Annotated in this window: 22 protein-coding genes and 1 pseudogene; 16 read left to right on the forward strand and 7 right to left on the reverse strand. The window is 70.9% G+C overall.

Features of this window, described 5'->3' with window-relative positions:
• Positions 1–4 precede the first annotated feature (4 nt).
• The 5 genes from casB to KGS77_RS25315 all read left to right on the forward strand — a co-directional run bounded on the left by casB (position 5) and on the right by KGS77_RS25315 (position 5,042).
• Positions 5–610 (forward strand): type I-E CRISPR-associated protein Cse2/CasB, encoded by a 606-nt coding sequence (gene casB / locus KGS77_RS25295; protein ID WP_242585259.1) that lies wholly within the window; start codon positions 5–7, stop codon positions 608–610.
• Positions 611–689: 79 nt separating this feature from the next.
• A complete protein-coding gene (gene cas7e, locus KGS77_RS25300; protein WP_242585260.1) occupies positions 690–1,838 on the forward strand; it encodes a type I-E CRISPR-associated protein Cas7/Cse4/CasC in 1,149 nt (382 codons plus the stop codon).
• Entirely contained in the window at positions 1,835–2,698 is an 864-nt protein-coding gene (gene cas5e / locus KGS77_RS25305; protein ID WP_242585261.1) for a type I-E CRISPR-associated protein Cas5/CasD, read from the forward strand. The genes cas7e and cas5e overlap by 4 nt, the downstream gene beginning before the upstream one ends.
• 4 nt (positions 2,699–2,702) lie before the next feature.
• Positions 2,703–3,530: a type I-E CRISPR-associated protein Cas6/Cse3/CasE gene (gene cas6e, locus KGS77_RS25310; protein WP_242585263.1), complete on the forward strand. Its 828-nt coding sequence runs from the start codon at positions 2,703–2,705 to the stop codon at positions 3,528–3,530.
• Positions 3,531–4,313: 783 nt separating this feature from the next.
• Positions 4,314–5,042 carry a DUF4232 domain-containing protein gene (locus KGS77_RS25315; protein ID WP_242585265.1) on the forward strand — a complete coding sequence of 243 codons (729 nt, stop codon included), beginning with the start codon at positions 4,314–4,316 and terminating at the stop codon, positions 5,040–5,042.
• 369 nt (positions 5,043–5,411) lie between these two features.
• On the opposite strand, the gene KGS77_RS25320 is transcribed toward KGS77_RS25315, so the two are convergent.
• Positions 5,412–6,122 (reverse strand): phosphatase PAP2 family protein, encoded by a 711-nt coding sequence (locus KGS77_RS25320; RefSeq protein WP_242585267.1) that lies wholly within the window; start codon positions 6,120–6,122, stop codon positions 5,412–5,414.
• Between the two features lie 198 nt (positions 6,123–6,320).
• Between KGS77_RS25320 and KGS77_RS25325 the strand changes: the two genes are divergently transcribed.
• Together KGS77_RS25325 and KGS77_RS25330 are read left to right on the forward strand one after the other, a co-directional pair.
• Positions 6,321–6,713 (forward strand): BlaI/MecI/CopY family transcriptional regulator, encoded by a 393-nt coding sequence (locus KGS77_RS25325; RefSeq protein WP_242585268.1) that lies wholly within the window; start codon positions 6,321–6,323, stop codon positions 6,711–6,713.
• A gap of 2 nt (positions 6,714–6,715) precedes the next feature.
• Positions 6,716–7,666, forward strand: a complete 951-nt coding sequence (locus KGS77_RS25330) for a M56 family metallopeptidase (protein ID WP_242585270.1) — start codon at positions 6,716–6,718, stop codon at positions 7,664–7,666.
• A 235-nt stretch (positions 7,667–7,901) separates the two neighbouring features.
• Here KGS77_RS25330 and KGS77_RS25335 read toward each other — a convergent pair whose 3' ends face one another.
• The 3 genes from KGS77_RS25335 to KGS77_RS25345 form a co-directional block, all read right to left on the reverse strand.
• Positions 7,902–8,201, reverse strand: a complete 300-nt coding sequence (locus KGS77_RS25335) for a DUF6506 family protein (RefSeq protein ID WP_242585272.1) — start codon at positions 8,199–8,201, stop codon at positions 7,902–7,904.
• 103 nt (positions 8,202–8,304) lie between these two features.
• On the reverse strand, positions 8,305–8,703 hold the full coding sequence (locus KGS77_RS25340) for a nuclear transport factor 2 family protein (protein WP_242585274.1): 399 nt from the start codon (positions 8,701–8,703) through the stop codon (positions 8,305–8,307).
• Positions 8,704–8,831: 128 nt separating this feature from the next.
• Positions 8,832–9,818: a helix-turn-helix domain-containing protein gene (locus tag KGS77_RS25345; protein ID WP_242585276.1), complete on the reverse strand. Its 987-nt coding sequence runs from the start codon at positions 9,816–9,818 to the stop codon at positions 8,832–8,834.
• A 238-nt stretch (positions 9,819–10,056) separates the two neighbouring features.
• On the opposite strand from KGS77_RS25345, the gene KGS77_RS25350 reads away from it, so the two are divergent.
• Together KGS77_RS25350 and KGS77_RS25355 are read left to right on the forward strand one after the other, a co-directional pair.
• On the forward strand, positions 10,057–10,407 hold the full coding sequence (locus KGS77_RS25350) for an immunity 53 family protein (RefSeq protein WP_242585278.1): 351 nt from the start codon (positions 10,057–10,059) through the stop codon (positions 10,405–10,407).
• Positions 10,408–10,731: 324 nt separating this feature from the next.
• A complete protein-coding gene (locus KGS77_RS25355) occupies positions 10,732–11,607 on the forward strand; it encodes a RimK family alpha-L-glutamate ligase (protein ID WP_242585280.1) in 876 nt (291 codons plus the stop codon).
• 82 nt (positions 11,608–11,689) lie between these two features.
• Here the strand turns inward: KGS77_RS25355 and KGS77_RS25360 are convergent, their stop codons facing one another.
• Positions 11,690–12,205, reverse strand: coding sequence for a recombinase family protein (locus KGS77_RS25360; RefSeq protein ID WP_242585282.1), 516 nt, complete (start codon positions 12,203–12,205; stop codon positions 11,690–11,692).
• 36 nt (positions 12,206–12,241) lie between these two features.
• On the opposite strand from KGS77_RS25360, the gene KGS77_RS25365 reads away from it, so the two are divergent.
• The 6 genes and pseudogenes from KGS77_RS25365 to KGS77_RS25390 all read left to right on the forward strand — a co-directional run bounded on the left by KGS77_RS25365 (position 12,242) and on the right by KGS77_RS25390 (position 18,836).
• A complete protein-coding gene (locus KGS77_RS25365) occupies positions 12,242–12,724 on the forward strand; it encodes a DNA-processing protein DprA (protein WP_242585284.1) in 483 nt (160 codons plus the stop codon).
• Positions 12,725–12,749: 25 nt separating this feature from the next.
• Positions 12,750–14,078: a hypothetical protein gene (locus KGS77_RS25370; protein WP_242585285.1), complete on the forward strand. Its 1,329-nt coding sequence runs from the start codon at positions 12,750–12,752 to the stop codon at positions 14,076–14,078.
• A 101-nt stretch (positions 14,079–14,179) separates the two neighbouring features.
• Positions 14,180–14,872 (forward strand): GntR family transcriptional regulator, encoded by a 693-nt coding sequence (locus tag KGS77_RS25375; protein WP_242585287.1) that lies wholly within the window; start codon positions 14,180–14,182, stop codon positions 14,870–14,872.
• 249 nt (positions 14,873–15,121) lie between these two features.
• Positions 15,122–17,538 (forward strand): annotated as a pseudogene (locus KGS77_RS25380) (collagenase).
• Positions 17,539–17,818: 280 nt separating this feature from the next.
• Complete coding sequence (trxA, locus tag KGS77_RS25385) at positions 17,819–18,247, forward strand: thioredoxin (RefSeq protein WP_242585289.1); 429 nt, start codon at positions 17,819–17,821, stop codon at positions 18,245–18,247.
• Entirely contained in the window at positions 18,240–18,836 is a 597-nt protein-coding gene (locus KGS77_RS25390; protein WP_242585291.1) for a histidine phosphatase family protein, read from the forward strand. Before trxA ends, KGS77_RS25390 begins: the two co-directional genes overlap by 8 nt.
• A gap of 174 nt (positions 18,837–19,010) precedes the next feature.
• On the opposite strand, the gene KGS77_RS25395 is transcribed toward KGS77_RS25390, so the two are convergent.
• Positions 19,011–20,042, reverse strand: a complete 1,032-nt coding sequence (locus tag KGS77_RS25395) for a rod shape-determining protein (RefSeq protein ID WP_242585292.1) — start codon at positions 20,040–20,042, stop codon at positions 19,011–19,013.
• Between the two features lie 81 nt (positions 20,043–20,123).
• Complete coding sequence (locus tag KGS77_RS25400; RefSeq protein WP_242585294.1) at positions 20,124–21,140, reverse strand: YafY family protein; 1,017 nt, start codon at positions 21,138–21,140, stop codon at positions 20,124–20,126.
• 63 nt (positions 21,141–21,203) lie between these two features.
• Between KGS77_RS25400 and KGS77_RS25405 the strand changes: the two genes are divergently transcribed.
• Complete coding sequence (locus KGS77_RS25405; RefSeq protein ID WP_242585296.1) at positions 21,204–23,645, forward strand: excinuclease ABC subunit UvrA; 2,442 nt, start codon at positions 21,204–21,206, stop codon at positions 23,643–23,645.
• Positions 23,646–23,716 lie beyond the last annotated feature (71 nt).

Genomic DNA, 23,716 nt, shown 5'->3' on the forward strand with positions numbered 1-23,716 from the left:
CCGAGTGCCGTATTGGCACCGCTACCTCAAGGCCGACGGCAACTGGGTTCCGTCGGTGGGAGGTAACGGTCCGCCCGGCGAGGAACTCGCGGATCTGCGGTCAGGGCTCGGCCAGCCGACCGGTTCGGTGATGGCGCTGTGGCCGTACTACGCCACGGAAACGGACGGTGAGCTCACGCCCGAGCTCCACGCGGAGCACGGCGCGGTGACCCTCTACGGTCTTCATCAGCAGGGCCAGAAGAGCCCCATGCATCGCAAGCACGTCAATCCGGGGCAGGCACTGCGTCGGCTGCGCGACAGTGAGAAGTTCCTCGAAACCGCCCTGGACCGCAGAGTCCAGGCCGCAGCGACCACCACCTCCGTCCCGGCCCTGCTCTACCGTCTCCGCGGCCTGGTCACCCAACTGCGTGGGCAAGCCATACCGCTGGACTACGACCTGCTCATGCATGACCTGATCATGTGGGCGGACCCGGAGTCACGGAAGTGGGTGCGCAGCCGATGGGGCCTGAACTACTACGCACGCGGCGGCAAGGGAAGCACCGACAATCGCGAGGGCGCGACAGTGGGCGAGGCGGCTCAGGACGCCTCTGCCGTGCCGCCCGGAAACTGACCACCCCGTTGCCTCACCACCCCATCACCCCAGCACCCTGCCACCCCCACCCCGACCGTCCGACCCGACCGGAGCACCTGTGACGCTTCTCCCGCCCCGCCTGTACGTCGACGTACACATCCTGCAGACCGTGCCTCCGGCCAATCTCAACCGTGATGACCAGGGCAACCCCAAGGAGGCCTACTACGGGGGCACGCGCCGTTCGCGGGTCTCCTCGCAAGCGTGGAAGCGCGCCACCCGGATGCACTTCACCGAGTACATGCCCGCGGATGACCTCGCGACCCGCACGCGCCGGGTCGCGAGCGATCTGACCTGCGCTCTGAGGACACGTACCGGACTGGAGGAGGAACCCGCGAGCAGGCTGGCGGACGCCTTGCTGGCGCCACTGAAGATCAGCGCGGGCCGGAAGAGGGGCGACACCGCCTACCTGCTCTTCTACGGACGCCGTCAGCTCGACAACGTCGTCGGCCTTGTGGGTGATCGTGCCGCAGAACTCGCCGCCCTCGACGACAAGGATTTGCAGGCAGAGGTCGAACAATTAGCGGTGGAGGAACAGTTCAGCACCGGACACCCCCTGGACGTGGCACTCTTCGGCCGCATGGTGGCCGACATCGCCGCGCTGCGTGTCGACGCCGCGGTCCAGGTCGCCCACGCCCTCTCCACCCATGCCGTATCCCTGGAGTTCGACTACTTCACCGCCGTCGACGACCTTGTCGAGGAAGAACGGGAAACCGGAGCCGGAATGATCGGCAGCATCGGCTTCAACTCCGCGACGCTTTACCGGTACGCCACCGTGAGTCTCCAGCAACTCCGTGAGAATCTCGGTAACGACGCCGCCGCCGTCGACGGGACCCGCAAGTTCCTCACCTCCTTCGCCCGCTCCGTGCCCAGCGGATACCGCAACTCCTTCGCACACCAGACGCTGCCCAGCCTGGTGTCGGTCGTCGTACGGTCCGACCAGCCGGTCAACCTCGTCACCGCGTACGAGAAACCCGTCGCCCCCTCCGCCGGAATCGCCGCGGAATCGGCCCGATGTCTTGCCGAAGAGCACCGCACCGCCGTCGACGGGTGGGGCGAGGCGCCTGCCTTCAGCGCGGTCTGTCACGCTTTCCGGGACGAGACGGCGCAGTGCCTGGAAGAGGCGTTCGGACCTGCTGTCACCTTCCCGGAACTGCTCAACGGCCTGGACGAGTACCTGTCCAGCGCGATCGCCGAGGCGGGTCGATGAGTCCCGCCGCATCGGACGTGCCGGACCGCGCGGGGCCCGGCGACCGTGCCGTCCTGGTGCTGCGGCTGGCCGCGCCCCTCCAGTCCTGGGGCGCTCAAGGGGCCTTCAACGTACGGGACACCAGGCCCGAACCCACCAAGTCCGGCGTCACCGGGCTCCTCGCGGCGGCTTTGGGCCTTCCCCGTGGAGCGCCACTGGACGAGCTGCTCGCCCTGCGCATGGGGGTGCGGGCCGATGTCCCGGGCACCCTGCTGCGGGATTACCACGCCGTCAGCGACTTCCGTGGCCATCCGTTGCCCCAGGCCGGTGTTTCGGCCAAGGGCGTCCAGAAGCCCACCGCACCCGCCAAGTACACCCACGTCACATCGCGCTACTACCTCCAGGACGCACTGTTCGTCGCGGCCCTGGAAGGCCCGCCCGAGCTACTGAACCGGCTCGTCGCGGCTCTCCGGGCACCGCACTTCTTTCTCGCCCTCGGCCGCCGATCGTGCCCGCCCACCCAGCCCCTCGTCCTCGGCATCGAGAACGGAGACCTGGAGAGCGTGCTGCGCGGATTGCCCTGGCAGGCGTCGGAGCGGGCGAAGAACAGCTACGCCCGCAAGCTGGGGCGCCGACGCGGCCTCGACGGTCCCTTCCGCCCCGCGACGGTGCCGTGCTCGGTGACGCTGGAGCACGCTGACGGTGATGACGTGCTGCAGGACGTACCGCTCACCTTCGATCCGCACGACCGCGCGTTCCTGGGACGCCGGGTACGCCAGGAATGGCTGCGTGTACACACCGGCTTCTCCGACCCCGACGCCGCCACGGAAATCGAGGCGGACCAGGACATACACGACCCCTTCGAACTCCTGGGCCGGTGAGCGCATGCCGTACCTGTCCCGTATCCGCATCAATCCGCTACGCGCCGAGAGCCGGCGCTACCTGGAGAGCCCACGCGCCGTGCACGGAGCCGTCACGGGAGGCCTACCGGGTTCGGCGAGCGACGAGCGGCCACTGTGGAGGATGGATTCCGACGACCCGCACCGCCCGCACCTGATCGTCCTCACCCGCTCCCGCCCCGACTGGTCGCACATCGTGGAGCGGGCGGGCTGGCCGGACGCGGAAGGGCAACACGCCCTGGTACGTGATTACGCTCCCCTGCTCGGCCTCATCGCGCCGGGCCGCGAGTTCTGCTTCCGCCTCACGGCCAACCCCGTACAGAACTCGCCGTCACCCGTCTCTCCCACCGCCGCACAGCGCAAGCGCATCGCCGCGGAACAGGACCCCGCCCGCCGACGCGGCTTCCGGATGGCTCACCGCACGGCCGCCGAACAACTCCGCTGGTTCCTCCAACGAACCGAACGCTGGGGCTTCGCCGTACCGGCGTCCCGCACGGACCCCCCGGCGGCCGGCTTGAGCGCCGAATGCGCTCCCGCCTCCGACGCGTTGAGCCGCACAGCCACTCGTTCTTCCCCCGACCGGACTGACCCGACTCCCCGCGAGGTACGCATCACAGCCCGCCATCGGCGCACCTTCGCAAAGAACGGCCGAGGACCACGGGTCGTCATCAACAGCGTCACCTACGAGGGCCGCCTCCAGGTCACCGACGCCGAGGCATTGACTCACCACTTGCTGAACGGCATCGGCCCGGCAAAGGCCTACGGGTGCGGGTTGCTGACGTTGGCGCCGATCAAGGGTGGGGCACCTGGGTGACGGGACTCCGTCAGGCACCGCGCTTGCTGCGGACAGTCCCAAACGCCTCGCACACCATGGCGACACAGCCGAGGACTGTCATCGACCAGACGCTGGTCGATGACATCTCCTCCTGCATGATCCGGATACCGCGGGGCTGTGCACCCCGCTGGTCGGACATGTGGAGGTACTCCGGCGCCACTGCCACGACCGCCGTATGGAACGGCTGGCGGCGGGTGACGCGTGGCAGGAACCCAACCTTGCGTATCCGCCCGGAACGGGGCCTGTCGAGCAGAATGGTGGGCGGGCCCCGTCACCGTCAATGCAGGGATCGGACAGCAACGTCTCGGCCATGATGAAGATTTGAGGAGCGGCATCGCCCCCGGGGCGGCCAGCAATTTCGGACTGCATCCTTTGCTCGTACAGATGCTGTCGAGGCGGTTCGCGCGCTGATTGCAGGATTAGTACGGGGCATCATCGCTCTTTTGTCCGTGTTGTTCACTGAGTTGCGCGCGCCAAATGCGCCAGCAGATGCGGGAGCCGAGGCCGCGGCCAGCTCTCGGGTTTGCTTGAAGAGCTTCCGCCCTCCGGACGCGCTGTCTCAGCTCGGCCGGGCTGACCGGAGCACCGTCTTTTTGCGCTCATGCCAGTCCCCTCCGTGGTACTGCCGCAAGGACGACAGTGTTGGGCTGTGGGGGGCGTTAGTCAGGCGTTAGCGGAGCGGCAGTGGCGCGTCAGTGGATTGGGGGAGGGTGGGTGACGTACTGAGGAAATCACGTCACCGACTGTTCCGGGGGATCTGAGATGAGCTCCAGCACCACCGTTCGCGCTGCCCGCCGCCGTACGCTGCGTGTTGCCGCCGCGGCGTTGACCGCCGCCGCCGGTCTGGCCCTGACCGCCTGTTCCGGCGCGGAGGCCGGCGGCACGAAGGCCGCGGGACGGACGGAGTCGGGCCCGACTGCCGCGGACTCCGACGGTGCGGGATCGTCCGCAGCCGTGCCGGGTTCCGGTGCGCAGGCGGATTCCGGGGCCAAGTCGGGGGGCGCGGGCCAGCCGTCGGCCCGGTCGCATGCTGCTCGAGGCGGCGGTGGCAAGGCGGGTTCGGGGATCCAGCGTTGTCACACCTCGGGTTTGAAGGCGGTCTTCGCCACCGGCGGGGATGCCGTCCCGGATCCGCATGCGTCCAGGGCGACGACCACCAGCATCGTGCTGACGAACAAGGGGAGCCGTGCCTGCACGATCGGCGGGTTTGCGGGTGTGGACCTCACCTCGGAGAACGGGGGGCAGCGCTGGTCGCTGGCCCGTTCCTCGGCCCGGCACGGCTCGATCACCCTGAACCCCGGCGACTCCACGGACTTCACCATCAACCTCGCCCTGACCAAGGGGAACGAGGAGGGCTTCTACCAGCCCGCCTACGCGGTTGTCACCCCGCCCAACGAGACCACTTCGCTGACCTTGAAGTGGCCCTGGGGCCCGCTCGTCGACCAGAGGAGCGCCACCCACCCGGCCACTTTCGTCAACCCCATCGGCTGACCAATCCACCTGCACTGCCTCGGATACGGCATCGAGCCGGCTCCCGCGAGTGCGAATCTGGCAGGCTTCGCGCTGGTCATGCTGTGTCTGCGGGCCTTTTCCAGCGGCTGCACGGCACTGACCGGCGTGGAGGCATCTCCAACGGCGTACCGGCGTACCGTAAACCCAAGCCGAAGAACGCTGCCGCCACGCTGGGCATCATGGGCGCCAACACCGCGCTGGGCTCCCCGTACCGTGACATCACCCGGCCGGTCGTCGAGTACGTCCGGACCCTGCGGCGCGCCGGTCCGCGGGACGTGATGAGCGTGTTCGATGCCGGTCGGTTCCGCGGCGTGGGTTTCTTTCGGGGTGTGACGTGGCTCTCGTGGGTCATGGTGTGGTTGTGGCGATCAGGCGCTTGAGGCGGGTGGTCAGCAGGTGTTCCGACACGCCGGTCGCGCGGGTGCGTACCAGGAGGGTCAGGAGCAGCGCCACTACCGCGCCGACGACGAAGCCGGCCGCGACGTCATGTGGGTAGTGAACGCCTACCCATACCCGGGACGCGGCCATGGCGAGTGCGGCGGCCAGCGTGAGCGTGCCGAGGCCGCGCGCGACGAACAGCAGCGCCACCGCGGTTGACGCGGCGAGGGCCGCGTGGTTGCTGGGGAAGGACCAGTCGCCGGGTGCCGGGCAGGTTTCCAGTGTGATGACGTGCAGACTTCGGCAGGGGCGGTCCTCGCGTACGAGGAGCTTGAGGCCGTCGTTGACGGCGTACGCCGCGAGGACGATCACCGGTGTCGCCAGCGCCGTCACGACCGCCGGGGTGCCCGCGCGCCGTGCCCGCCACCAGGCCACGGCCATCAAGGCGGCGAACAGCACGAGACCGTACGCCGACCAGGTGGAGATCGCGCTGTCGAGCCAGCCGGGGGTGCGGTGGGCCAGGTTCACGACGGCGGTGTACGCGGAGCCGTCGACCGAGGATCCGTTGATCCCGTTGACCGGGGAAGTGGCGACTGTGGAGCTGTTGACCGGGGAAACGTTGAGCGTGGAGCCGTTGAGCGCGGAGCCGTCGACCGTTGCGGTGTGGTACGCGAGGTTCATCGTCGTGCTGCCTCCTCGTGTGTCGCGCCGAGGAGGTGCGCCGTGAGCGGTGGCGGCCCGGTGACGGGCAGGGGTGGGGTCATGGTCGCGGCCCCTTTCATAATGGACGGCGGGCGCGGCCGAGGCGGGCCCCTGACTGACTACAAGCGAGTAGACGGTCTACAGTACTGTAGACGATCGCGGGGTGAGGAGCGTCCCATGCGAGAGGCCAAGGACGAGCGCCGACCGGCGGGCGGACTGGAAGCGAGCATCATGGCCGCGCTCTGGGCGGCCGGAGCTCCGCAGACGCCGGGGCAGGTGCAGCGCAGCCTGGGCGCCGACCTGGCGCGTACGACCGTCACCACGATCCTGACCCGCTTGTACGAGAAGGGGATGGTCACCCGGGAACGCCAGGGGCGCGGTTACGCCTACGTACCCGCCCAGGACGCCCCGGGGCTGACCGCGCGCCGCATGCACAGCGAACTCGACACGGACGCCGACCGGGAAACGGTCCTCGCCCGCTTCGTCGCCCAGCTCAGCGCGGAGGACGAACGTGTCCTGCGCGACCTGCTGGACGGCGGCGCGGGCGCGGGCACGGGCGGCAACCAGTGATCATGGCCACGGCGCTCCTCGTCCCGCTCCTCCTGGTGCCCCTCCTCCTGCCTTTCGCGGTGGCCCCGCTGGCCCGCCGCGTCCTCGCCCACCTCGCCCCCGTGCCGGCGCTATGGGTACTGACCGTCGGCGCAGCCGCCCTCACGGGCTGTTCCCTGGCCGCGCTCGGCGGCTTCCTGCTGACGGGGCTGCTCAAGCTGCCCCTCTTCGCGGAACTCGACCACCTCGTGCACCCCCTGCGGACGCCGTCGGACTACATCGTGGTGCCCGCCGCGGCGGCTGCCGTGGGCGCCCTGACCGTCACCGCCTGGACGATCGCCCGCTGGGCACTGCGCCAGTCCCGGCACCTGCGCACCGCCCGCAGCGCGGCCGACCGCCGGCCCGCCGCCGGCGACCTGTGCGTGCTGGAGTCGCCGTACCCGGACGCGTACGCCCTGCCGGGCAAGCCGAACCGCATCGTCGTCACCACCGCGATGCTGCGCAGCCTCGGCCCCGGGGAGCGCGAGGCCCTCTTCGCCCATGAACGGGCGCACAACGCGGGCCGTCACCACTACTTCCTGGCCGTGGCCGAACTCGCCGCGCACTGCCACCCCGCCCTGCGGCCCGCTCGTGCCGCCATCCGGCTCGCCGTGGAACGCGTCGCCGACGAGTCCGCTGCCGCCGCCGTCGGCGACCGGCGCCTGACGGCCCGGGCCATCGGCCGCGCAGCCCTCGCGGGCCGCTCCACGACGGCCACCCGGCGCCCGCCCCTCGCCCCGGCGGCGACGACCGGGCCGGTGCCGCAGCGGGTCGCGGCGCTCCTCGCGCCGCCCCGCCGCGGACGCCGTGCCGCCGCCGTCGGCGCCGGGCTGCTGCTCGCCGTATGCGTCACCGCCTCCGCCGGCGCCGTGACGACCGGCGCGCTCGCCGTCCATCACGAGGTCGAGGTCGCCCAGGGCGAGGCGCGGCGCTGACCGGCCCCCGTAGCCGGTCGCGGGTGCCGCCGGGTGTGCGGTGTGCCGCGGTCGGGGCGGCCGGTTTCTTCTCGCCTGCTCGTCGGATTGCCGCGCGCTGGGCTCTCATGGCAGGGCAGGACAGGGCGTTGGCGTGGCAGGGCGGGGTGGAGCGGTGGGTGGCGTTCGTGGGGCGTTCGGGGGGCGGGTGAAAGGCCCGCAGGGTGGCGAGCGGCGAGCGCGAGCGGCGACCGGCTCAGGAGAAGATCGCGGCTACTTGGTGGACGGCTTCGGGGCCGTAGCCGACGGCGCCCACGGGAACCGCGCCATCGATGGCCTCAACGATGCGGCCGGCCCACACAGGTCCAAAACCTCCGCACAGTTCGATGAGCTGTACGCCCTCGTCCACCAGACGACGTGCGATCTCGATGCCCTCCTCGGGATTCTCCACGCCGACGAATACGCAACGGCACTTCCCGGTGTCCACGACGCTGACATGCCCTCCCGCCGGGCTGCCGGTCGCCGTGTAGAGGAAGCCGAAATGTGTGAGCGCCATGTCCGCGTACTCTCCTGGCATTGTTGGTGCGGCCGGTGGGCCGGGTCGGGCCGGGTCGTGTGTGGTCGTTCGGTGGTCCGGTCGCGCGCTGATCCAGGGGTGCTTACCGGTGTGTGAAGGCGCGGGCCAGGGCGAGGCTGTCCTCGTAGGTGAGGTAACGGCTGATCTTTCCGTCCACGACGGTGAAGCGGAACGCGCAGGGGGATTCGAAGGGCTTTCCGGTCGCTTGGACGATCTGCCGCATGTGGGCAAAGACCACCGCGTCCTCGCCGTCCACCAGCACCCGCTCGATGGAGAAGGTCTGCATCTGCAGGTGCCTGGGAAGTGTGGTGAAGAATTCCTTCACTTCCTCGCGTGTGGAGCGTCTGCCGACCCACGGCACCTCTTCGGAACCGTAGATGTCCCAGTCGATCTCTTCCGCGAACAGCTCCGGCAAAGACTCCAGGGCTCCCTCGGCCAGGCGCCGGTAGAACTCGTCGACAACCGCTCGTGTATCGCTCATGGCTCTCCTCCCCATCGAACCCATTGAATCCATCGAACCCATCGAATCCATTGGATTCACTGGTCGCGCGCCCAGTCAGTGTTGCCCCGGCGCGGCGCGCCCGCGATAGCACGGCGTCCACAGCTTCGTTAGCTGTCCGTCCACTCGCCGGGGGAGCCCGCCTGCTGCCGGAAGTCCCGCGGCGCGAGGCCGTAGGCGGTGCGGAAGGCTCTGCTGAAGTCGGCCGCACGGGGGAAGCCCCACCGGGTGGCGATGCGGTGGATGGGCAGGGCGCGCAGCGCCGGGTCGGCGAGTTCCCGGCGGGCGGCTTCCAGGCGCCGCAGGCGGATCCAGGCCGCGACGGTGGCTTCCTCGCCCTCGAAGAGACGGTGCAGGTAGCTGACGGACAGGTGGTGTGCGGCAGCCACGGTGGTGGGGGTGAGCCGCGGGTCGTGCAGGTGCTGCTGGATGTGGTGCTTGATGCGCAGTACGAGGGTGCGCTTACGGGGGTCGGGCGGGACCAGGGACTCGTCCTCGATGGCGTGCGCGAGCAGGGCGGCGACCAGTTCGGCGGCGACTCTGCCCAGCCTCGGCCCGTCGTCGGGCTGGTAGGAGTCGGCGTCCTTGACCACCTGGAGGAGGAACTGGGACAGCAGCGCGCCGATACCCGACCGGGCCGGGATGCGCCGTGGCAGCGTCCGGCCGGTCGCCTTGCAGGGCAACGGCAGGAGCGCCTTGGGGAGTTCCAGGCCCACAGTGGTCACGGGGGCCGTGCCGGTGCGGATCTCCCAGGGCATCGAGGAGTCGTTGACATGCAGATCACAGGGCTGGTAGACGGTCTCGTGGTCGTCCCAGGTGCCCACGCCCGTCCCCTTGCGGATGAGCGAGACGTGGTACAGCTCCGGGTCGGACCGGCGGATCAGCTCCGGGGTGCGCTGGATGACCAACTGCTGGAACGTCTGCGGCCACACCGAGACCGCCCCCAGATCCAGTACGCGCATCCGGGCGTGGAAGTCATCGGCGTGCTCGCTTCGCATGCGCACCGGAGCGTGCGTCTGGCCCACGGACTCCGCCCAGTAGGCCAGCCGGTCCCCCGCCGGCACGTCGTCGCTCCGGATGACCGTCTCGTTCAGCACTTTCCCTTCTCCCCGAGTTCATGTACCAGGCTTCATGTACCAGGCTTTATGTACCAGGCAGAGTTCAGCCTGGACGATACGCGGACGTGGAAGAACCACTGTGAGGCGAGGTGAGGCGAGGTGAGGCGAGGTGAGGTGAGCGGTGAACTGCGGGCGGGCTTCGCCGTTGGCCGGTGCCTGGTCCGGGCGGTCCGCCGGGTTGGCCGGTCCAGGCCCGGTGCGCATAACATCTGCCTCCATGTCCAAACCCGAGTACGTCCTCGACTGGTTGCAGAGCTGGTACGCCGCACAGTGCGACGGCGACTGGGAGCACGAATGGGGTGTGACGATCGGGACGCTGGACAACCCGGGCTGGACCGTCGCAATCAATCTCGAGGGTACGGACCTGGCGGATCGCGCGTACTCCCGGCAGCAGGTCACTCGCGGTGAGCGCGACTGGGTGACGGCCTGGACGTCCGACAGCACGTTTCATGCCGCGTGTGGGCCCGGCAATTTGACCGAGGCTCTTACGCTGTTCCGCGCCTGGGCGGACACGAGCGTACGGGAGAGACCTCCGTCTCGCGGACGCCAGCAGTCAACGACGTCCTGAGCTCGTACTTCGGCTCGTACTCCGGCTTGCACTTACGTGTGCGGGGGCATCGACCACCTCGCGAGGTGCGTCGCGCAGACCGCTGTGCGGCCGGTCGCGCCATACCGGGTGACACGCGCCCGCGCCGTACCGGGCGACAGTGGACGCGGTGCCGGGCACCGGCGGTGATGATGAGGAAATGAGTGCTTCCTCTCAGGCTGACGGCGGCCGGTGCGTGTCCGACGGTGAAGTGTGGCTGGTGCTGGGGCCGGGCCTGGACCACACACGGGTCAACGGCGAACTGGCGACCGTCCTCGCCAGCGGTTCGCCGACCGCTTCCGCGTCGTGCACACCGAGGATCTTCTTCTGGGCGTACGCGGCGGGCGGCTGGAGGTGCGGGACGCGGCGTCCGGGCGGTGCGTACCGGCCCCGGAGGTCGCCTACGCGCGGATGTCGACGCCGCTGCTGTCCACCGACCGGGAAATCACGCTGCTGCGGCACCTGGAAGGAATGGGCACCGTCCTGCTCAATCCGATCGATGCCGTCCTGGCGTGTGTGAACAAGTTCTGGCAGCTCCAGACCCTGGCCCTGGCCCTGGCCGGGCTGCCGGTGCCGGACACCCTGACGTACGCCCACGGGCCCCTGGACCGGGTTCTGGACGCGGTGCGGGGCCCGTGCGTGGTCAAGGCGGTACGCGGGCACCGCGGGCAACAGGTGTTCCTGGCCGAGGACACGGCGCTGCTGCGGGAAGTCGCCGGCAGCCTCGATCAGCGGGTGCCGTACGCCTTCCAGCACTACGTACGCCACTCGCACGGCCGTGACCTGCGGGTGATCGTGGTGGACGGCCGCGCGGTCACCGCCCAGGTCCGCGCGGCGAGCGACGGCGGCATCACCTCCAACCTCGCCCGCGGCGGCACCGCCACCCTCTGCCCCGGACTCCACCCCGCCGCCGAACGCCTGGCCGAGCGCGCCGCCCGGGCCCTGGGCATGGTGGTGTCCGGCGTCGACCTGCTCTTCGAACCCGACGGGGCATTCACGGTGTGCGAGGTGAACGTCAACGTCGCCTGGAGAGCGACCATGCCCACCGTCGCCCCCGCCATCGCCGACGCCTGCCGGGCCCGGCTCCGTGCCCACCCGGCACCACCGGGGCCGCACGCCGGCGACGCGACGTCCCGGCCCGGGCCGCCGGACCGCCCGCGTGAGCCACGACCGCCCGCGTGAGCCGTGGTCACCGGCGTGAGCGGCGATCACCCGCGCGAGCGATCACCGGCGTGAGCGGCCCCGACGCCGGACGGGGCGGCGGTCAGGTGCGCCACCGTCCGGCGAGTGCTTCGCGGACGTACGCGTCGGACTCTCCGAACGTCGTCTCGGTGTGCCCGCCGGTCCGCGCGACCCGCTGTTCGTAGGTGGTGCGTGCCGTCGCGTCGTGGGAGAAACGGCCCCAGGAGTGCACCAGACAGATCACCTCGCGGTCCCGGACGGCGTCGCTCATGGCGGCGAGGAGCGCGGTGAACTGCGGGCGTACGTCACCGATGGCGTCGTCGCCGCGGTCGAACCACCGTCCGGCGACCTCCCAGCCCTGTTCCGCCGCGTAGTTCCGGCAGCCGTCGAGGCGCATGTCGAGCAGGCGGTGGGACCGCGTGGCGTTGCGGTCGTAGACGAACGCGAGCGGTGCTTGCCGCGGGACCGTCGTATGTGTGCTGCCGCGGGTGGCTCCATCGGAAGCGTGAGCCACCGTGCCGTGTGCGTCACCGCCTGGCGGGCCGAGGCGGTATTCCCGGTCCGCGACGCGGACATCGTCCTGTTCACTGGTGTCCATGTACCGATCTCAGCCGAAGGGGCGCCGGTGTGGGATATGACGAGCTGTGACACGGACTTGATCACGGCTCGGAGGGTGACGATCACCGGGACGAGGGAGACGAGCCACCGGAGCGTGGAGTGGTTCGACGGCCTGTTCGCCGGTTACCTCGCGCCGTTCGCCACCGGCGGGACACATTTTTACGTCGGTGGGGCACTCGGAATCGACAGCCTGGCTCTTCTTTGGCTGGCGGGAAATACGGGGTCCTCCCTTACCGTCGTCGTGCCGGGTACGGCCCGGGAACAGCCGGCCGACGCGCGAGAGGCGATCTCACGTGTCCGGGACCGGGTGTCGTCGGTCGTCGAGTTGGGCGCGTCGCCTCTTCGTACGGCCGCTTTTCACGCGCGGAACCGGTGGATGGTCGACCGCAGTGACCTCACGATCGGTTTTCCGCTCGCCGGCCGGACGTCTTCCGGGACATGGCAAACACTCGACTATACGGCGGAACGAGGGCTGCCACGCCTGATCGTGCCTGTCTGAGCCGGGACCAGGCATGATGAGACGTATGAGTACGCAGGACCAGCGCGTCGGCGCGGCCGTCCTCAAAAGGCTCCGGCTGTCGCGTGGTTGGTCCCTTTCCGACATGGCCAAGGCGCTCATCGACACGGCCTCCGGCCTGGGGCTGCCGGCTCTTCCCGGTGTCACCAGCGTGCAGCGGTCGGTCGCCCGGTGGGAGAGTGCCACCGGTTTCAGCCTTCCGGGTGAGCGCTATCAACTGCTCCTCGCTCACGTCTACGCGCGCACGTCGTCCGGGTACGCGGTCGGGCCGGGGAGCGACTTCGCGGAACTGCTCGGCGCGTTGAGCCGGTTCGGCGTCGCCGAGCGTCGGCTCGCCGAGTTGCGGACGCTGATGATGCGCGCGGGCCCCGAAAGAGGGGCCGGGCTCCTCGCTCTTCTCGGACCGACGGCCAACGTGTCTTTGGCGGACGCGCTCGCCGATCCGGGGCGCGTCGACGACGAACTCGTCAGGGTACTGAAGGGGGCTGTCGCGGCCGTCGACGCCGAGGTCGGATCGGTACCTTTCGTACGGCTGCAGCTGCTGCTGAGCCCTGTTGTGCAGGCATGTCAGAAGCTGCTCAGTGGTGCGGTGGCGCCGCCGCTGCTGTCGGATCTGCGCACGACAGCGGCGCAGGCGTACAAGCTCGCAGCCCGCCTGGCGTTCGAGACCCGTGACGACGGCGCCTCCCTCGCTTTCTACCGCGCGGCCACCGATGTGGCCGGCCGCCTCTCCGCGTGGCGTCGTTCGGCGGTTCTCATGAGCAGTGCTCTGGTCACGCTGTACACATCGGGGGTGGACGGTGCACGTACGATCGTGGACGCGGCGGTACGGGACGCGCGCAGCGGTGACAGCGTCACGGTCCGGGCGCGTGCCCATGCCTTGCAGGCGGAGATCGCCGCACGGTCCGGATCCCGGCGACACGCTCAGGCCGCCTTGGCCCTGTCCTGGTACGACATGGACGGCGATCACAGAGGGGACCCGTCTTCGGCAAGCTTCTCGGAGGACCACCTTCGCGGGTTCGAAGGGGTCTGCAACCTGTTCGTCGGCGATGCCGCGGCAGCACACGATCACTTCGAGCGGGCGGCCAACGCGCTCGTCGCACCGCGTGAGCGGATTCAAGCGGCGATCATCTCGACCGACCAGGCGCTGGCCCGGATCCGCCTCGGCGCCCCGCAGGACGCCGCCGCGTTGCTGCATCACTGCGTGGACGCGGCGGCAGGCACGGGCAGCCGGGTGGCGATGCTGCGCTTGCGTACGGCTCGGGACGAGCTTGGGCCTTGGCGGCACGAGCGGTGGGCGGGGGACCTCGACGATCACCTGATCGCCGCGATGTAGCCGGTCGTCGAGGCGGCCGGGTGAGCTCCTGGGCGGCGGATGGGCTGCTCTGTGGGGTACTTGTACGGTGGGAGCCCACCTGGGGACGGAGGCGGGGGACTGTGGGTGAGTTCAGGTACCGGGGGCCGGTCGGGGGGCAGGAGCGGCTGCGGGACAAGGTGGGGCATGCGCTGCGGGCGGCTTTGATCGCGGGGGAGCTGCGGCCCGGGTCGGTGTATTCGGCGCCGGCGCTGGCGGCGGACTTCGGGGTGTCGCCGACGCCCGTGCGGGAGGCGATGCTCGATCTGGTGCGTGAGGGACTGGTGGAGCCCGTACGGAACAAAGGGTTCCGGATCACCGAGGTGAGTGAGCGGGACCTTGACCAGTTCGCGGAGATACGGGCGCTGATCGAGGTGCCCACGGTGGGGCGGGTGGCGCGTACGGCGTCCCGGGAGCAGCTCGCGGCGTTGCGGCCGGTGGCCGAGGAGATCGTTTCGGCGGCGCGGGAGCATGACCTCATCGGTTATCTGGAGGCCGACCGGCGCTTCCATCTGGGACTGCTGGGGCTCAGCGGGAATGAGCGGCTGGTGGAGGCCGTGGGGGAGCTGCGCAAGCGGTCGCGGCTCTACGGGCTGACCCGGCTGGACGAGCGGGGGGAGCTGCTGCCCTCGGCGCGGGAGCACGTGGAGTTGCTGGACCTGGCACTCGCGGGTGACGCTGAAGGGGCCCAGGCGTGCATGGCACGGCATCTGGGGCATGTCAGGTCGTTGTGGGCGCGGGCCGCTCGGGAGGGCGGGGCCGCCGCTGGGTCGTAGCCGTACGGATGGTGCGGCTGCCGCCGGGGCGCTACGGGCGCTGTGGGCCGTGGGGCTGCTTCGGGGGCGGTGCGGTGGGCCGGTGGTGGGCCCGGTGGTAAAGGGGTGACGCGCTTATTGTCAGTGCAATGTCACATTACTAAGGTACGGGGCGCAGGTCGCACCTGGAGCTGATGGCACGTCAACTGACGCGCGTGCAGACGCGGTTGAGGGCACGCGCGTCGCCCACCCCCTCGGCAGGAGTGATCGATGTCCTCAATACGTACCGGTACCGTGCGCAGGTGTCTGGGCGCTGTCGGTCTGTCGGTCTGTGTGGCGTTCTCGGCGTTTCCGGCGGCTCAGGCCGCGTCGCCGCCCGCGCACGTCCGTCCTGCGGCCCCGGCCGCCATCGCTGCTTCGGCCGCCGCCGCCCCGGCCGCCGCCGTGGCCCGGGCCGCCGATCCGCCCGAGAAGGGCCGTGGGCACTTCGACGTGGCCGACCGGGTGGCGCGGGCCCCGAAGCCGGCGGCCCGGGACCTGGGGCCCGGCGGCGGGCTGATCGCCCGGGGGCGCGTTCCCGGGGACATCTCCCAGGGCGTGGGGCGGCTGCCCGACCGGGGGAAGGCGGGCGGCGATCCGGGCGTACGGGCGCTGGGCGGGAGCGTGCCGTGCACGCTGGACGGGATCACCCGTCTGGACCCCGAGCGCCTGGCGGACTTCCTCGCCGACCCCGCCGTCACCGCGGACGGCTGTCTGCGCGGGCTGATCTGGACGTGGGACGCCCGGCTCGTCCCGGTGCTGTCCCGGGCCCATGTGCAGGCCGTGGCCGCTCGGATCAGCGCGCTGGCGCCCCGGCACGACGGCAGGAACAGCAGCCATCTGACCGAGCTGTTCACCTATCTGCACGCGGCGGTCTACCACGACTTCTCGCGGCAGGAGATCGACCTCACCGACCCGGCCACCGTCGAGGCGATGCGCCGCGCCGTCGCCGCCTTCGGCACCGCGGACCGTACGTTCGACGTCACCCGGGCCAACGCCGAGGCGCTGCGCGAGGCGCTGACCACCGCCAGTTCCGCCGGACTGCGCCAGCACCAGCTCGCGCTGATCAAGCGGGTGCTGTCCACCATGGCGGCCGGGCGGCCGACCGCGACCGACGCCTCCTGGGGCGGGGCGGTGCTCGCCGCGCTGTCCGTGAACTACCTGGGGATCTACCCCGGCAACAAGGACGCGGCCTTCCACCGGGCGGCGGCGGCCGACGCCGACTACCGCGCGGCCTTCCGGGCCTTCTCCGGTCACCTCCACCTCAAGGGCACGGTCAACGCCTGGACGGTCCGTGACGCGCTCAGCGAGTACGGCCGCTTCGGGCAGATCGACGGGCTCAAGGACGGCATCGTCAGCGACCTGGGCCGGCTGCTGCCGGTGGCCGAGAAGAACTTCGGGAACTTCGGCGCCCCCTGGGCGGCCGTCGCCTCCTGGCTCAACTTCTACGGGGTCTGCGCCACGTACGGGGTCTGTACGGCCCAGATCGAGAAGCGGATCTTCCCGAACACGTACTCGTACGACAAGGGCGCCCTCGTGGTCCGTACGGCGCTGGACCGGGCCACCGTCGACCAGCTCTACTACGCCGCCAAGCAGGTACGGGCCCACTTCTTCCGCGTGCTGGGGACCGACGTCCCGCTGGCCGGCGACACCAACACCACCCTGCACACCCACCTGTACGCCTCCCGCGCACAGTACGAGGTGATGCACCCGCTGCTCACCGGCATGGGCACCAACAACGGCGGCGTCTACATCGAGAAGGGCGCGACCTTCTACACCTACCAGCGGCGTGTCCCGCAGGACTCCTCCCTCACCCTCGAAGAGCTCTTCCGGCACGAGTACACCCACTACCTCAACGGGCGCTGGGCGGTCCCCGGCAGCTTCGGCGAGGGCCCCTGGTACACGGGCGACCTGACGACCGCGATGGACGAGGGCACCGCCGAGTTCTTCGACGGGGCCACCCGCGATGACGGGGTCAAGGTACGCAAGTCCCTGGTCAAGGGCATCATCGCGGACACCGCTGGGGGCGGCCCGCGGATGAGCGTCAACCGGATGCTGCACGCCACCTACGACGGTGACGGCTTCCGCTTCTACAACTACGCGGGCACCTTCTTCGAGTTCCTGTGGCAGCGCCACCCCTCGATGCTCCGTGAGATGTACGGCTACCAGCGCGCCGACAACCCGTCCGGCTTCGACGCCTGGCGCACCCGTACCGGCTCCGACACGGGCCTCCAGCGGGAGTACGACGCCTTCCTCGACGCGCAGATCGCCCAGGTGGGGGACCTGTACGTACCCGACACCACCTTCACGCCCGTCGGCTCGCTCCGGTACTCCACGGCCGCCGAGGTCCGCTCCGCGTTCACCACGGCCACCGGGATCACCCCGAATGCGGTACGAACGGTGACACGGCGGGACGGCCCCGCTTCACCTGCACGGGCCGTATCACCGCCAGCCTCACCGACGCCCGCAACCCCGACAAGGTCTTCGCGGACATGTCCGAGACGGTCGACTACTTCGTCCTGGACCGCGCCAAGCCCGCCGCGAACAACCTCGCCGACATGAACTGCTCCTTCGGCGCCGTGCAGATCTGGACGGACGGCCGGGCCGGCACGGCCCCCTTCACCTGCGACGGACCGCTGCGCGGCTGACACCGGCCGACCGCGCCCGCCGGCCGGCCCGGCCCGTGGAGATCGGTGAAAGTCATCCCGGTCGGGATGACTGGACCGTGGATTGCTGGGCAGGGGTGCGGGACGGTCCGGCTCGCGGGACACCTCCGCCGTACGCCGTGGGTGCCGCCCATGGTGTACGGCGTTGCGGTGCTCCCTCCCGGGGGCCCGGAAGGGGCACCTTCGTGGAATACCTCCGGGGGTGCCCGGGTTACCGCGGCAGGACCGAAGACAGACCGGAACCGGAAGCAGGGACGTACGTATGAGCACCGTAGAGCTCACCAAGGAAAACTTCGACGAGGTCGTCTCCGGCAACGACTTCGTACTGATCGACTTCTGGGCCGGGTGGTGCGGCCCGTGCAAGCAGTTCGGCCCGGTCTTCGAGCGGTCCTCCGACAAGCACCAGGACCTGGTCTTCGCCAAGGTCGACACCGAGGCACAGCCCGAGCTGGCGAGCGCCTTCGAGATCCGCTCGATCCCCACGCTGATGATCATCCGCGACAACATCGCGGTCTTCGCCCAGCCCGGCGCGCTGCCGGAAAGCGCGCTGGAGGACGTCATCGGACAGGCCCGCAACCTGGACATGGACGAGGTACGCGCCTCGGTCGCCCAGGCCCAGCAGGAGGCGCAGCAGCAGGAGGCCCAGCAGCAGGGGCAGGACCGGCAGGGAGCGCAGGACGGCGGTGAGTGACCTGCTGCTGGTCCGGCACGGCGAGACCGCGTGGAGCCTGACGGGGCAGCACACGAGCTGGACGGACCTGCGGCTGACCGCCGACGGCGAGGAGCAGGCCCGCGCGCTGCGCCCGCTGCTCTCGGGCCGGAAGACCGGCGCGGTGTTCGCCAGCCCCATGACGCGGGCGCTGCGCACCGCAGAGCTGGCCGGCCTGCCCGACCCGACGGTCGACCCCGACCTGCGGGAGTGGGACTACGGCGGCTACGAAGGCGTCACCACCGCCGAGATCCACCGGACCCGGCCCGGCTGGTTCCTCTTCCGGGACGGCGTCGAGGCCGGACCGGCCGATCACCCGGGCGAGTCACCCGCGCAGGTCGGGGCGCGTGCCGACCGGGTGCTGGCCCGGATCGCGCCGCTGCTGGAAACCGGCGGGGGAGATGTGGTGCTGGTGGGGCACGCGCACTTCCTGCGGGTGCTGGCGGCCAGGCGGCTGGGGCTCGACCCGTCGGCCGGCGCGCACTTCACCTTCGAGACCGGTGCGGTGGGCGTGCTGGGGACGGAGCACGGGCGCCCCGCGGTGGTGGCCTGGAACGCACGGTCGCTGTGACCCCACCCCATATGGGTGCTGCGGGGCCGTACGGGCTCCGGGTCCGTACGGCCCCGAACCCGCGCCCGTACGTCCGTACGCTGTTGTGAGTCCGCGGCCGGTCCCGCGCCCGTACGCCCGTACTCCGTTCTGAGTGCGTACGGCCCGGTCCCGCGCCCGTACGCCGCTGCCCGCTCAGGGCGCCATCGGATCGAGGTGCAGGGGTTCCACCTTGCCCTCGATCATCGCCCCCAGCCCCTTGACCGCGCAGATGCCCGGCTCATGGGCGAGGTGCACCGGCATGGCCGTCCCCCGGCGGATCATCGGCTCCAGGCCGGGGACCAGCGCACTGCCGCCCGCCAGCATGATGCCGCGCTCGCCCAGGTCGGCCACCAGGTCGGGCGGGCAGCGGCGCAGCACCGAGCCGATGCCGTCCAAGATGCCCGTCATCGGCGTGTGGATGGCGTTGCGCACCCGCTCGGTGTCCACCAGGACCGAGCGGGCCCGGCCGCTGACCACGTCCCGGCCGTGCACCTCCGTCGAGCAGGGCGCCGGCCCGGCCTCCTCGCTCAGCATCACGTGCAGCGGCCGTACGGCCTGGCTCGGCACCATCAGGGCGTGGTGCTGCCGCAGGTGCTGGACCACCGCGTGGTCGATGGCGTCACCGCCCACCGGGACACTCTGCGCGGCCACGATCGAGCCCAGCGAGAGAACCGCCACCTCCGTGGTCCCCGCGCCGCACACCACGATCATCGTCGCTTCCGGGTACTCCACCGGGAGCCCGCAGCCCACCGCCGCCGCGACCAGCGTGTCCACCAGTTCCACCCGGCGCGCCCCCAGTCCGCTGAGGGTCTCCACGGCGGCTCGCTGGGCCAGCGGCTCGCTGCCGTACGGGAGACAGACCGCGGCCCGCAGGGAGGGCCGGCGCCGCCAGGTCCTGCGCAGCTTGTCGCCGACCAGATGGCGCAGCAGCCGCTGCGCCATGTCGATGTCCACGACGGTGCCGCCGCACACCGGGCGGACGACACGGATGTGCTCGGGCGTGCGTCCGTCCATGACCTCGGCCTCCGCGCCCACGGCGATCAGCGCGCCGGAGCGGACGTTGACGGCCGCGACGGTCGGCTCGTCGACGACCAGGCCCATGTTCTTGACGTACACCCTGGTGCGGGCCGCGCCGAGGTCGACGGCGACCGAACAACGGTGCAACTGCGCCAGGCTGAGGGTCATGGAGGGTTCCTCCCCGAGGGGCCGGTGTGGGGCGGGCGGCCACGGCAGGCCACTCGTCGGCCATTTTGGGGGTACGGAGCGTCAGATGCCGCCTCGACAGGTCCGGTTGGGGGACGGCGCGCCGCGCGAGGCGTGCACCATACGGGTGCCCAGTTCACGCAAACAGGCGACCAGTTCGGCGGGTTCGTGGACCTCGAAGGGCACACCGAGCAGGGCGAGCCGGAACGCCAGCCAGTCCAGCGCGTCACCCCCGGTCCGCAGCAGACAGGTGTCCTCGGTGAGCGGCTCCAGCAGGCCGCTGCCCGGCGGCAGCCGGCCGGCCGCGTCCTCGACGGTGGTGTGCAGGGTGACCAGGGCCCGGTGCCGGGCGCGGTGGCTGATGACGGACTCGGCGACGAAGGCGGCGGCGTCGGGGGCCGGCGGGCGGCGGCCGGGCACCGCGCGCGCACCGGTCGGCAGCGGGTCGGTGACGCGGTCGGCGCGGAAGGTCCGCCAGTTTGCGCGGTCCAGGTCGTACGCCACCAGGTACCACCGGCGATCGGCGCTGACCAGGCGGTACGGCTCGGTGTGCCGGCGGCTGGAGGCCCCGTCCCGGGCCCGGTAGGCGAAGCGCAGCCGCTCACCCCGGCGGCAGGCCGTGGCCAGCGCGGCCAGGACGGCCGGGTCGGTGAGAGGCGCCTCGCCGCCGGCGGTGAGCAGGCCGTAGAGGGGGACGGTGGCTTCCTGGAGGGCGCTCACGCGCTGCCGCAGCCGGTCGGGGAGCACCTGTTCGAGCTTGGCCAGGGCCCGTACGGAGGTCTCCGCCACGCCGGTGACCGCGCCGCTCGCCGCGGTGTGCAGGCCGATGGCGATGGCCACGGCCTCGTCGTCGTCCAGGAGGAGCGGGGGCATGGCGGCGCCCGACGCCAGCCGGTAGCCGCCGATCGCCCCGATCGTCGCATCCACGGGGTAGCCCAGCTCCCGCAGCCGTTCGATGTCCCGGCGGACCGTACGGGGGCTGACGCCGAGCTGCTCGGACAGCTCGGCGCCGGTCCGTTCGCGACCCGTCTGGAGCAGCGTCAGGAGCTTGAGGAGGCGGGCGGGGGCGGTGACGCTCATACGGCCCAGAATGCCGCAGAAGGCGGCCGTTTCCTGGCCTAGTTCGTTCCTAGCCTCGGCGGTATGGGACGACAGAGCGACAAGAGGCACACCACACGGCACGGCGGTGACCGGCGGGCGCCGGGCGAAGGGACCGGCGGAGCCACCGGGGACGGCATCCTGATCACCGGGGCCCGGGTGCACAACCTCAAGGACATCTCCCTGGAGATCCCCAAAGGCTGCATCACCGTCTTCACCGGGGTGTCCGGGTCGGGCAAGTCCTCGGTGGTCTTCGACACGGTGGCGGTGGAGTCACAGCGCCAGCTCAACGAGACCTACCCCTGGTTCATCCGCAGCCGGCTTCCCAAGCACGAGCGCCCCGAGGCGGCGGCCATGGAACGGCTGACCCCGGCGATCGTCGTCGACCAGCGGCCCATCGGCGGCAACGCCCGCTCCACGGTCGGCACGATGACCGACATCTACTCCGTACTGCGGGTGCTCTTCTCACGCTGCGGGACCCCGGGCGCCGGCGAGGCCACCGCCTACTCCTTCAACGACCCCGCGGGCATGTGCCCGCAGTGCGACGGACTGGGTCGGACCGTACGCCTGGACCTGGACCGCTACCTGGACACCAGCCGGTCGCTGAACGACGGCGCCCTCCTCTTCCCGCCGCTCGCCGTCGGCACGGCCGGCTGGCAGATCTACGCCACCTCCGGCCTGTTCGACCCCGACAAGCCACTGGAGCGATACAGCGACAAGGAGTGGCAACTGCTGCTGCACGGCAAGGGGTTCAAGGTCAGGCGCGGCGACAAGGGCTTTACGAACACCTACGAAGGACTGGTGGAGAACTTCGAGCGCCGGTACGTCAAACGGGACCTGTCGGCGCTCGACGAAACCTTCCGCGAGGTCGTACGCGGCTTCGTGACCGAGGGGACGTGCCCGGGCTGCGAGGGGGAACGGCTGAACGAGGCGGCCCGCAGGACCCGGGTGGCGGGCCTGGGCATCGCGCAGATGTCGGCGCTGGAGGCCACGGACCTGATCACCGTGCTGCGCGGCATCGACGACCCGGTGGGCCGGCCGATCGCACGGCAGGCGATCGCCGCGCTGGAGCGGGTGGTGGGGATCGGGCTGGAGTACCTGAGCCTGGACCGGCCCACCACGACGCTGTCCGGCGGCGAGGGACAGCGGCTGAAGATGGTGCGGCACCTGGGCAGCAGCCTGACGGGGATGACGTACATCTTCGACGAGCCGAGCACCGGACTGCACCCGCGGGACGTCGGCCGGCTCAACGACCTGCTGATCCGGCTGCGGGACAAGGGCAACACGGTGCTGGTCGTCGAGCACGACCGGGACGTGATCACGATCGCGGACCACGTGGTGGACATGGGGCCGGGGGCGGGCACCCACGGCGGACACGTCGTGTTCGAGGGGACGGTGCAGCGGCTGGCGCAGTCCGGGACGGTGACGGGGCGCGCGCTGCGCCGCCGGGTGCCGGTCAAGCGGGACTTCCGCGAGCCGCGGGACTGGCTGACCGTGCGGGAGGTGTCCCTGCACAACCTGAAGAACGTGACGTTCTCGGTGCCGGTGGGGGTACTCACGGCCGTCACGGGAGTGGCCGGATCCGGCAAGAGCACGCTGGTCACCGAGGCGTTCGCCGGCGCCCACCCGGAGGCGGTGGTCATCGGGCAGCGGGCGATCGGGGCGTCGGCGCGCTCCACCCCGGCCACCTACCTGGGGGTGATGGACGCGATCCGCCGGATCTTCGGCCGGGCGAACGGCGTGCCGGCCGGGCTGTTCAGCTTCAACTCCGAAGGGGCGTGCGAGCGCTGCCGCGGGCGCGGGGAGCTCCACACCGACCTGGCGTTCATGGACCCGGTGACGACCGTCTGCCAGGCGTGCGGGGGGCGGCGCTTCAAGCAGGAGGTGCTGGCGCTGACCGTACGGGGGAAGTCGGTGGCGGACGTGCTGGAGCTGACGGCGGAGGAGGCGGTCGGCTTCTTCGGACGGGGCGGCGCGGCACCGGAGCCGGACGGCCCGGAGCGGACCGGGGAGTGGGAGGAGTCGGTACGGCGGGAGCTGACCACCCTGGTCGAGGTGGGCCTGGGCTATGTGACGCTGGGGCAGCCGGTCGCCTCGCTGTCCGGCGGCGAACGGCAGCGCCTCAAGCTCGCCACCCACCTGCGCCGCACGGGCAGCGTGTACATCCTGGACGAGCCCACCACCGGCCTGCACATGGCGGACGTGGACGGGCTGGTGGACCTGCTGGACCGGCTGGTGGACGCCGGCAACACCGTCCTGGTCGTCGAGCACGACCTCGATGTGGTCAAACGGGCGGACTGGGTGGTGGATCTGGGCCCCGACGGCGGCAAGCGGGGCGGCGAGATCGTCTTCACCGGCACCCCGGCCGAGCTGCTGCGGGCCCGCGGGTCGGTGACGGCCCGGTGCCTGCGCGCATCACTCCAGGACGTACGGGATGTACGGGAGGGACCGGACGTAGGGGACGGTGTACGGGCGGGGGCCGCGTGAACGGGCGGTGCGCCTGACCGGCCCACGGCGCGGTCCGGGCGCCCTTGTCCGGTGCGGGGCAACGTCCAGGA

Source organism: Streptomyces sp. MST-110588 (assembly GCF_022695595.1).
GTDB lineage: Bacteria > Actinomycetota > Actinomycetes > Streptomycetales > Streptomycetaceae > Streptomyces.

Excerpts from the sequence above, each read along its gene's own strand:
- cas5e (WP_242585261.1), top strand. The coding sequence starts at position 1,835 with ATGAGTCCCGCCGCATCGGACGTGCCGGACCGCGCGGGGCCCGGCGAC.
- cas6e (WP_242585263.1), top strand. The coding sequence starts at position 2,703 with ATGCCGTACCTGTCCCGTATCCGCATCAATCCGCTACGCGCCGAGAGC.
- KGS77_RS25315 (WP_242585265.1), top strand. The coding sequence starts at position 4,314 with ATGAGCTCCAGCACCACCGTTCGCGCTGCCCGCCGCCGTACGCTGCGT.
- KGS77_RS25320 (WP_242585267.1), bottom strand. The coding sequence starts at position 6,122 with ATGAACCTCGCGTACCACACCGCAACGGTCGACGGCTCCGCGCTCAAC.
- KGS77_RS25325 (WP_242585268.1), top strand. The coding sequence starts at position 6,321 with ATGCGAGAGGCCAAGGACGAGCGCCGACCGGCGGGCGGACTGGAAGCG.
- KGS77_RS25330 (WP_242585270.1), top strand. The coding sequence starts at position 6,716 with ATGGCCACGGCGCTCCTCGTCCCGCTCCTCCTGGTGCCCCTCCTCCTG.
- KGS77_RS25335 (WP_242585272.1), bottom strand. The coding sequence starts at position 8,201 with ATGGCGCTCACACATTTCGGCTTCCTCTACACGGCGACCGGCAGCCCG.
- KGS77_RS25340 (WP_242585274.1), bottom strand. The coding sequence starts at position 8,703 with ATGAGCGATACACGAGCGGTTGTCGACGAGTTCTACCGGCGCCTGGCC.
- KGS77_RS25350 (WP_242585278.1), top strand. The coding sequence starts at position 10,057 with ATGTCCAAACCCGAGTACGTCCTCGACTGGTTGCAGAGCTGGTACGCC.
- KGS77_RS25360 (WP_242585282.1), bottom strand. The coding sequence starts at position 12,205 with ATGGACACCAGTGAACAGGACGATGTCCGCGTCGCGGACCGGGAATAC.
- KGS77_RS25365 (WP_242585284.1), top strand. The coding sequence starts at position 12,242 with ATGACGAGCTGTGACACGGACTTGATCACGGCTCGGAGGGTGACGATC.
- KGS77_RS25370 (WP_242585285.1), top strand. The coding sequence starts at position 12,750 with ATGAGTACGCAGGACCAGCGCGTCGGCGCGGCCGTCCTCAAAAGGCTC.
- trxA (WP_242585289.1), top strand. The coding sequence starts at position 17,819 with ATGAGCACCGTAGAGCTCACCAAGGAAAACTTCGACGAGGTCGTCTCC.
- KGS77_RS25395 (WP_242585292.1), bottom strand. The coding sequence starts at position 20,042 with ATGACCCTCAGCCTGGCGCAGTTGCACCGTTGTTCGGTCGCCGTCGAC.
- KGS77_RS25400 (WP_242585294.1), bottom strand. The coding sequence starts at position 21,140 with ATGAGCGTCACCGCCCCCGCCCGCCTCCTCAAGCTCCTGACGCTGCTC.
- KGS77_RS25405 (WP_242585296.1), top strand. The coding sequence starts at position 21,204 with ATGGGACGACAGAGCGACAAGAGGCACACCACACGGCACGGCGGTGAC.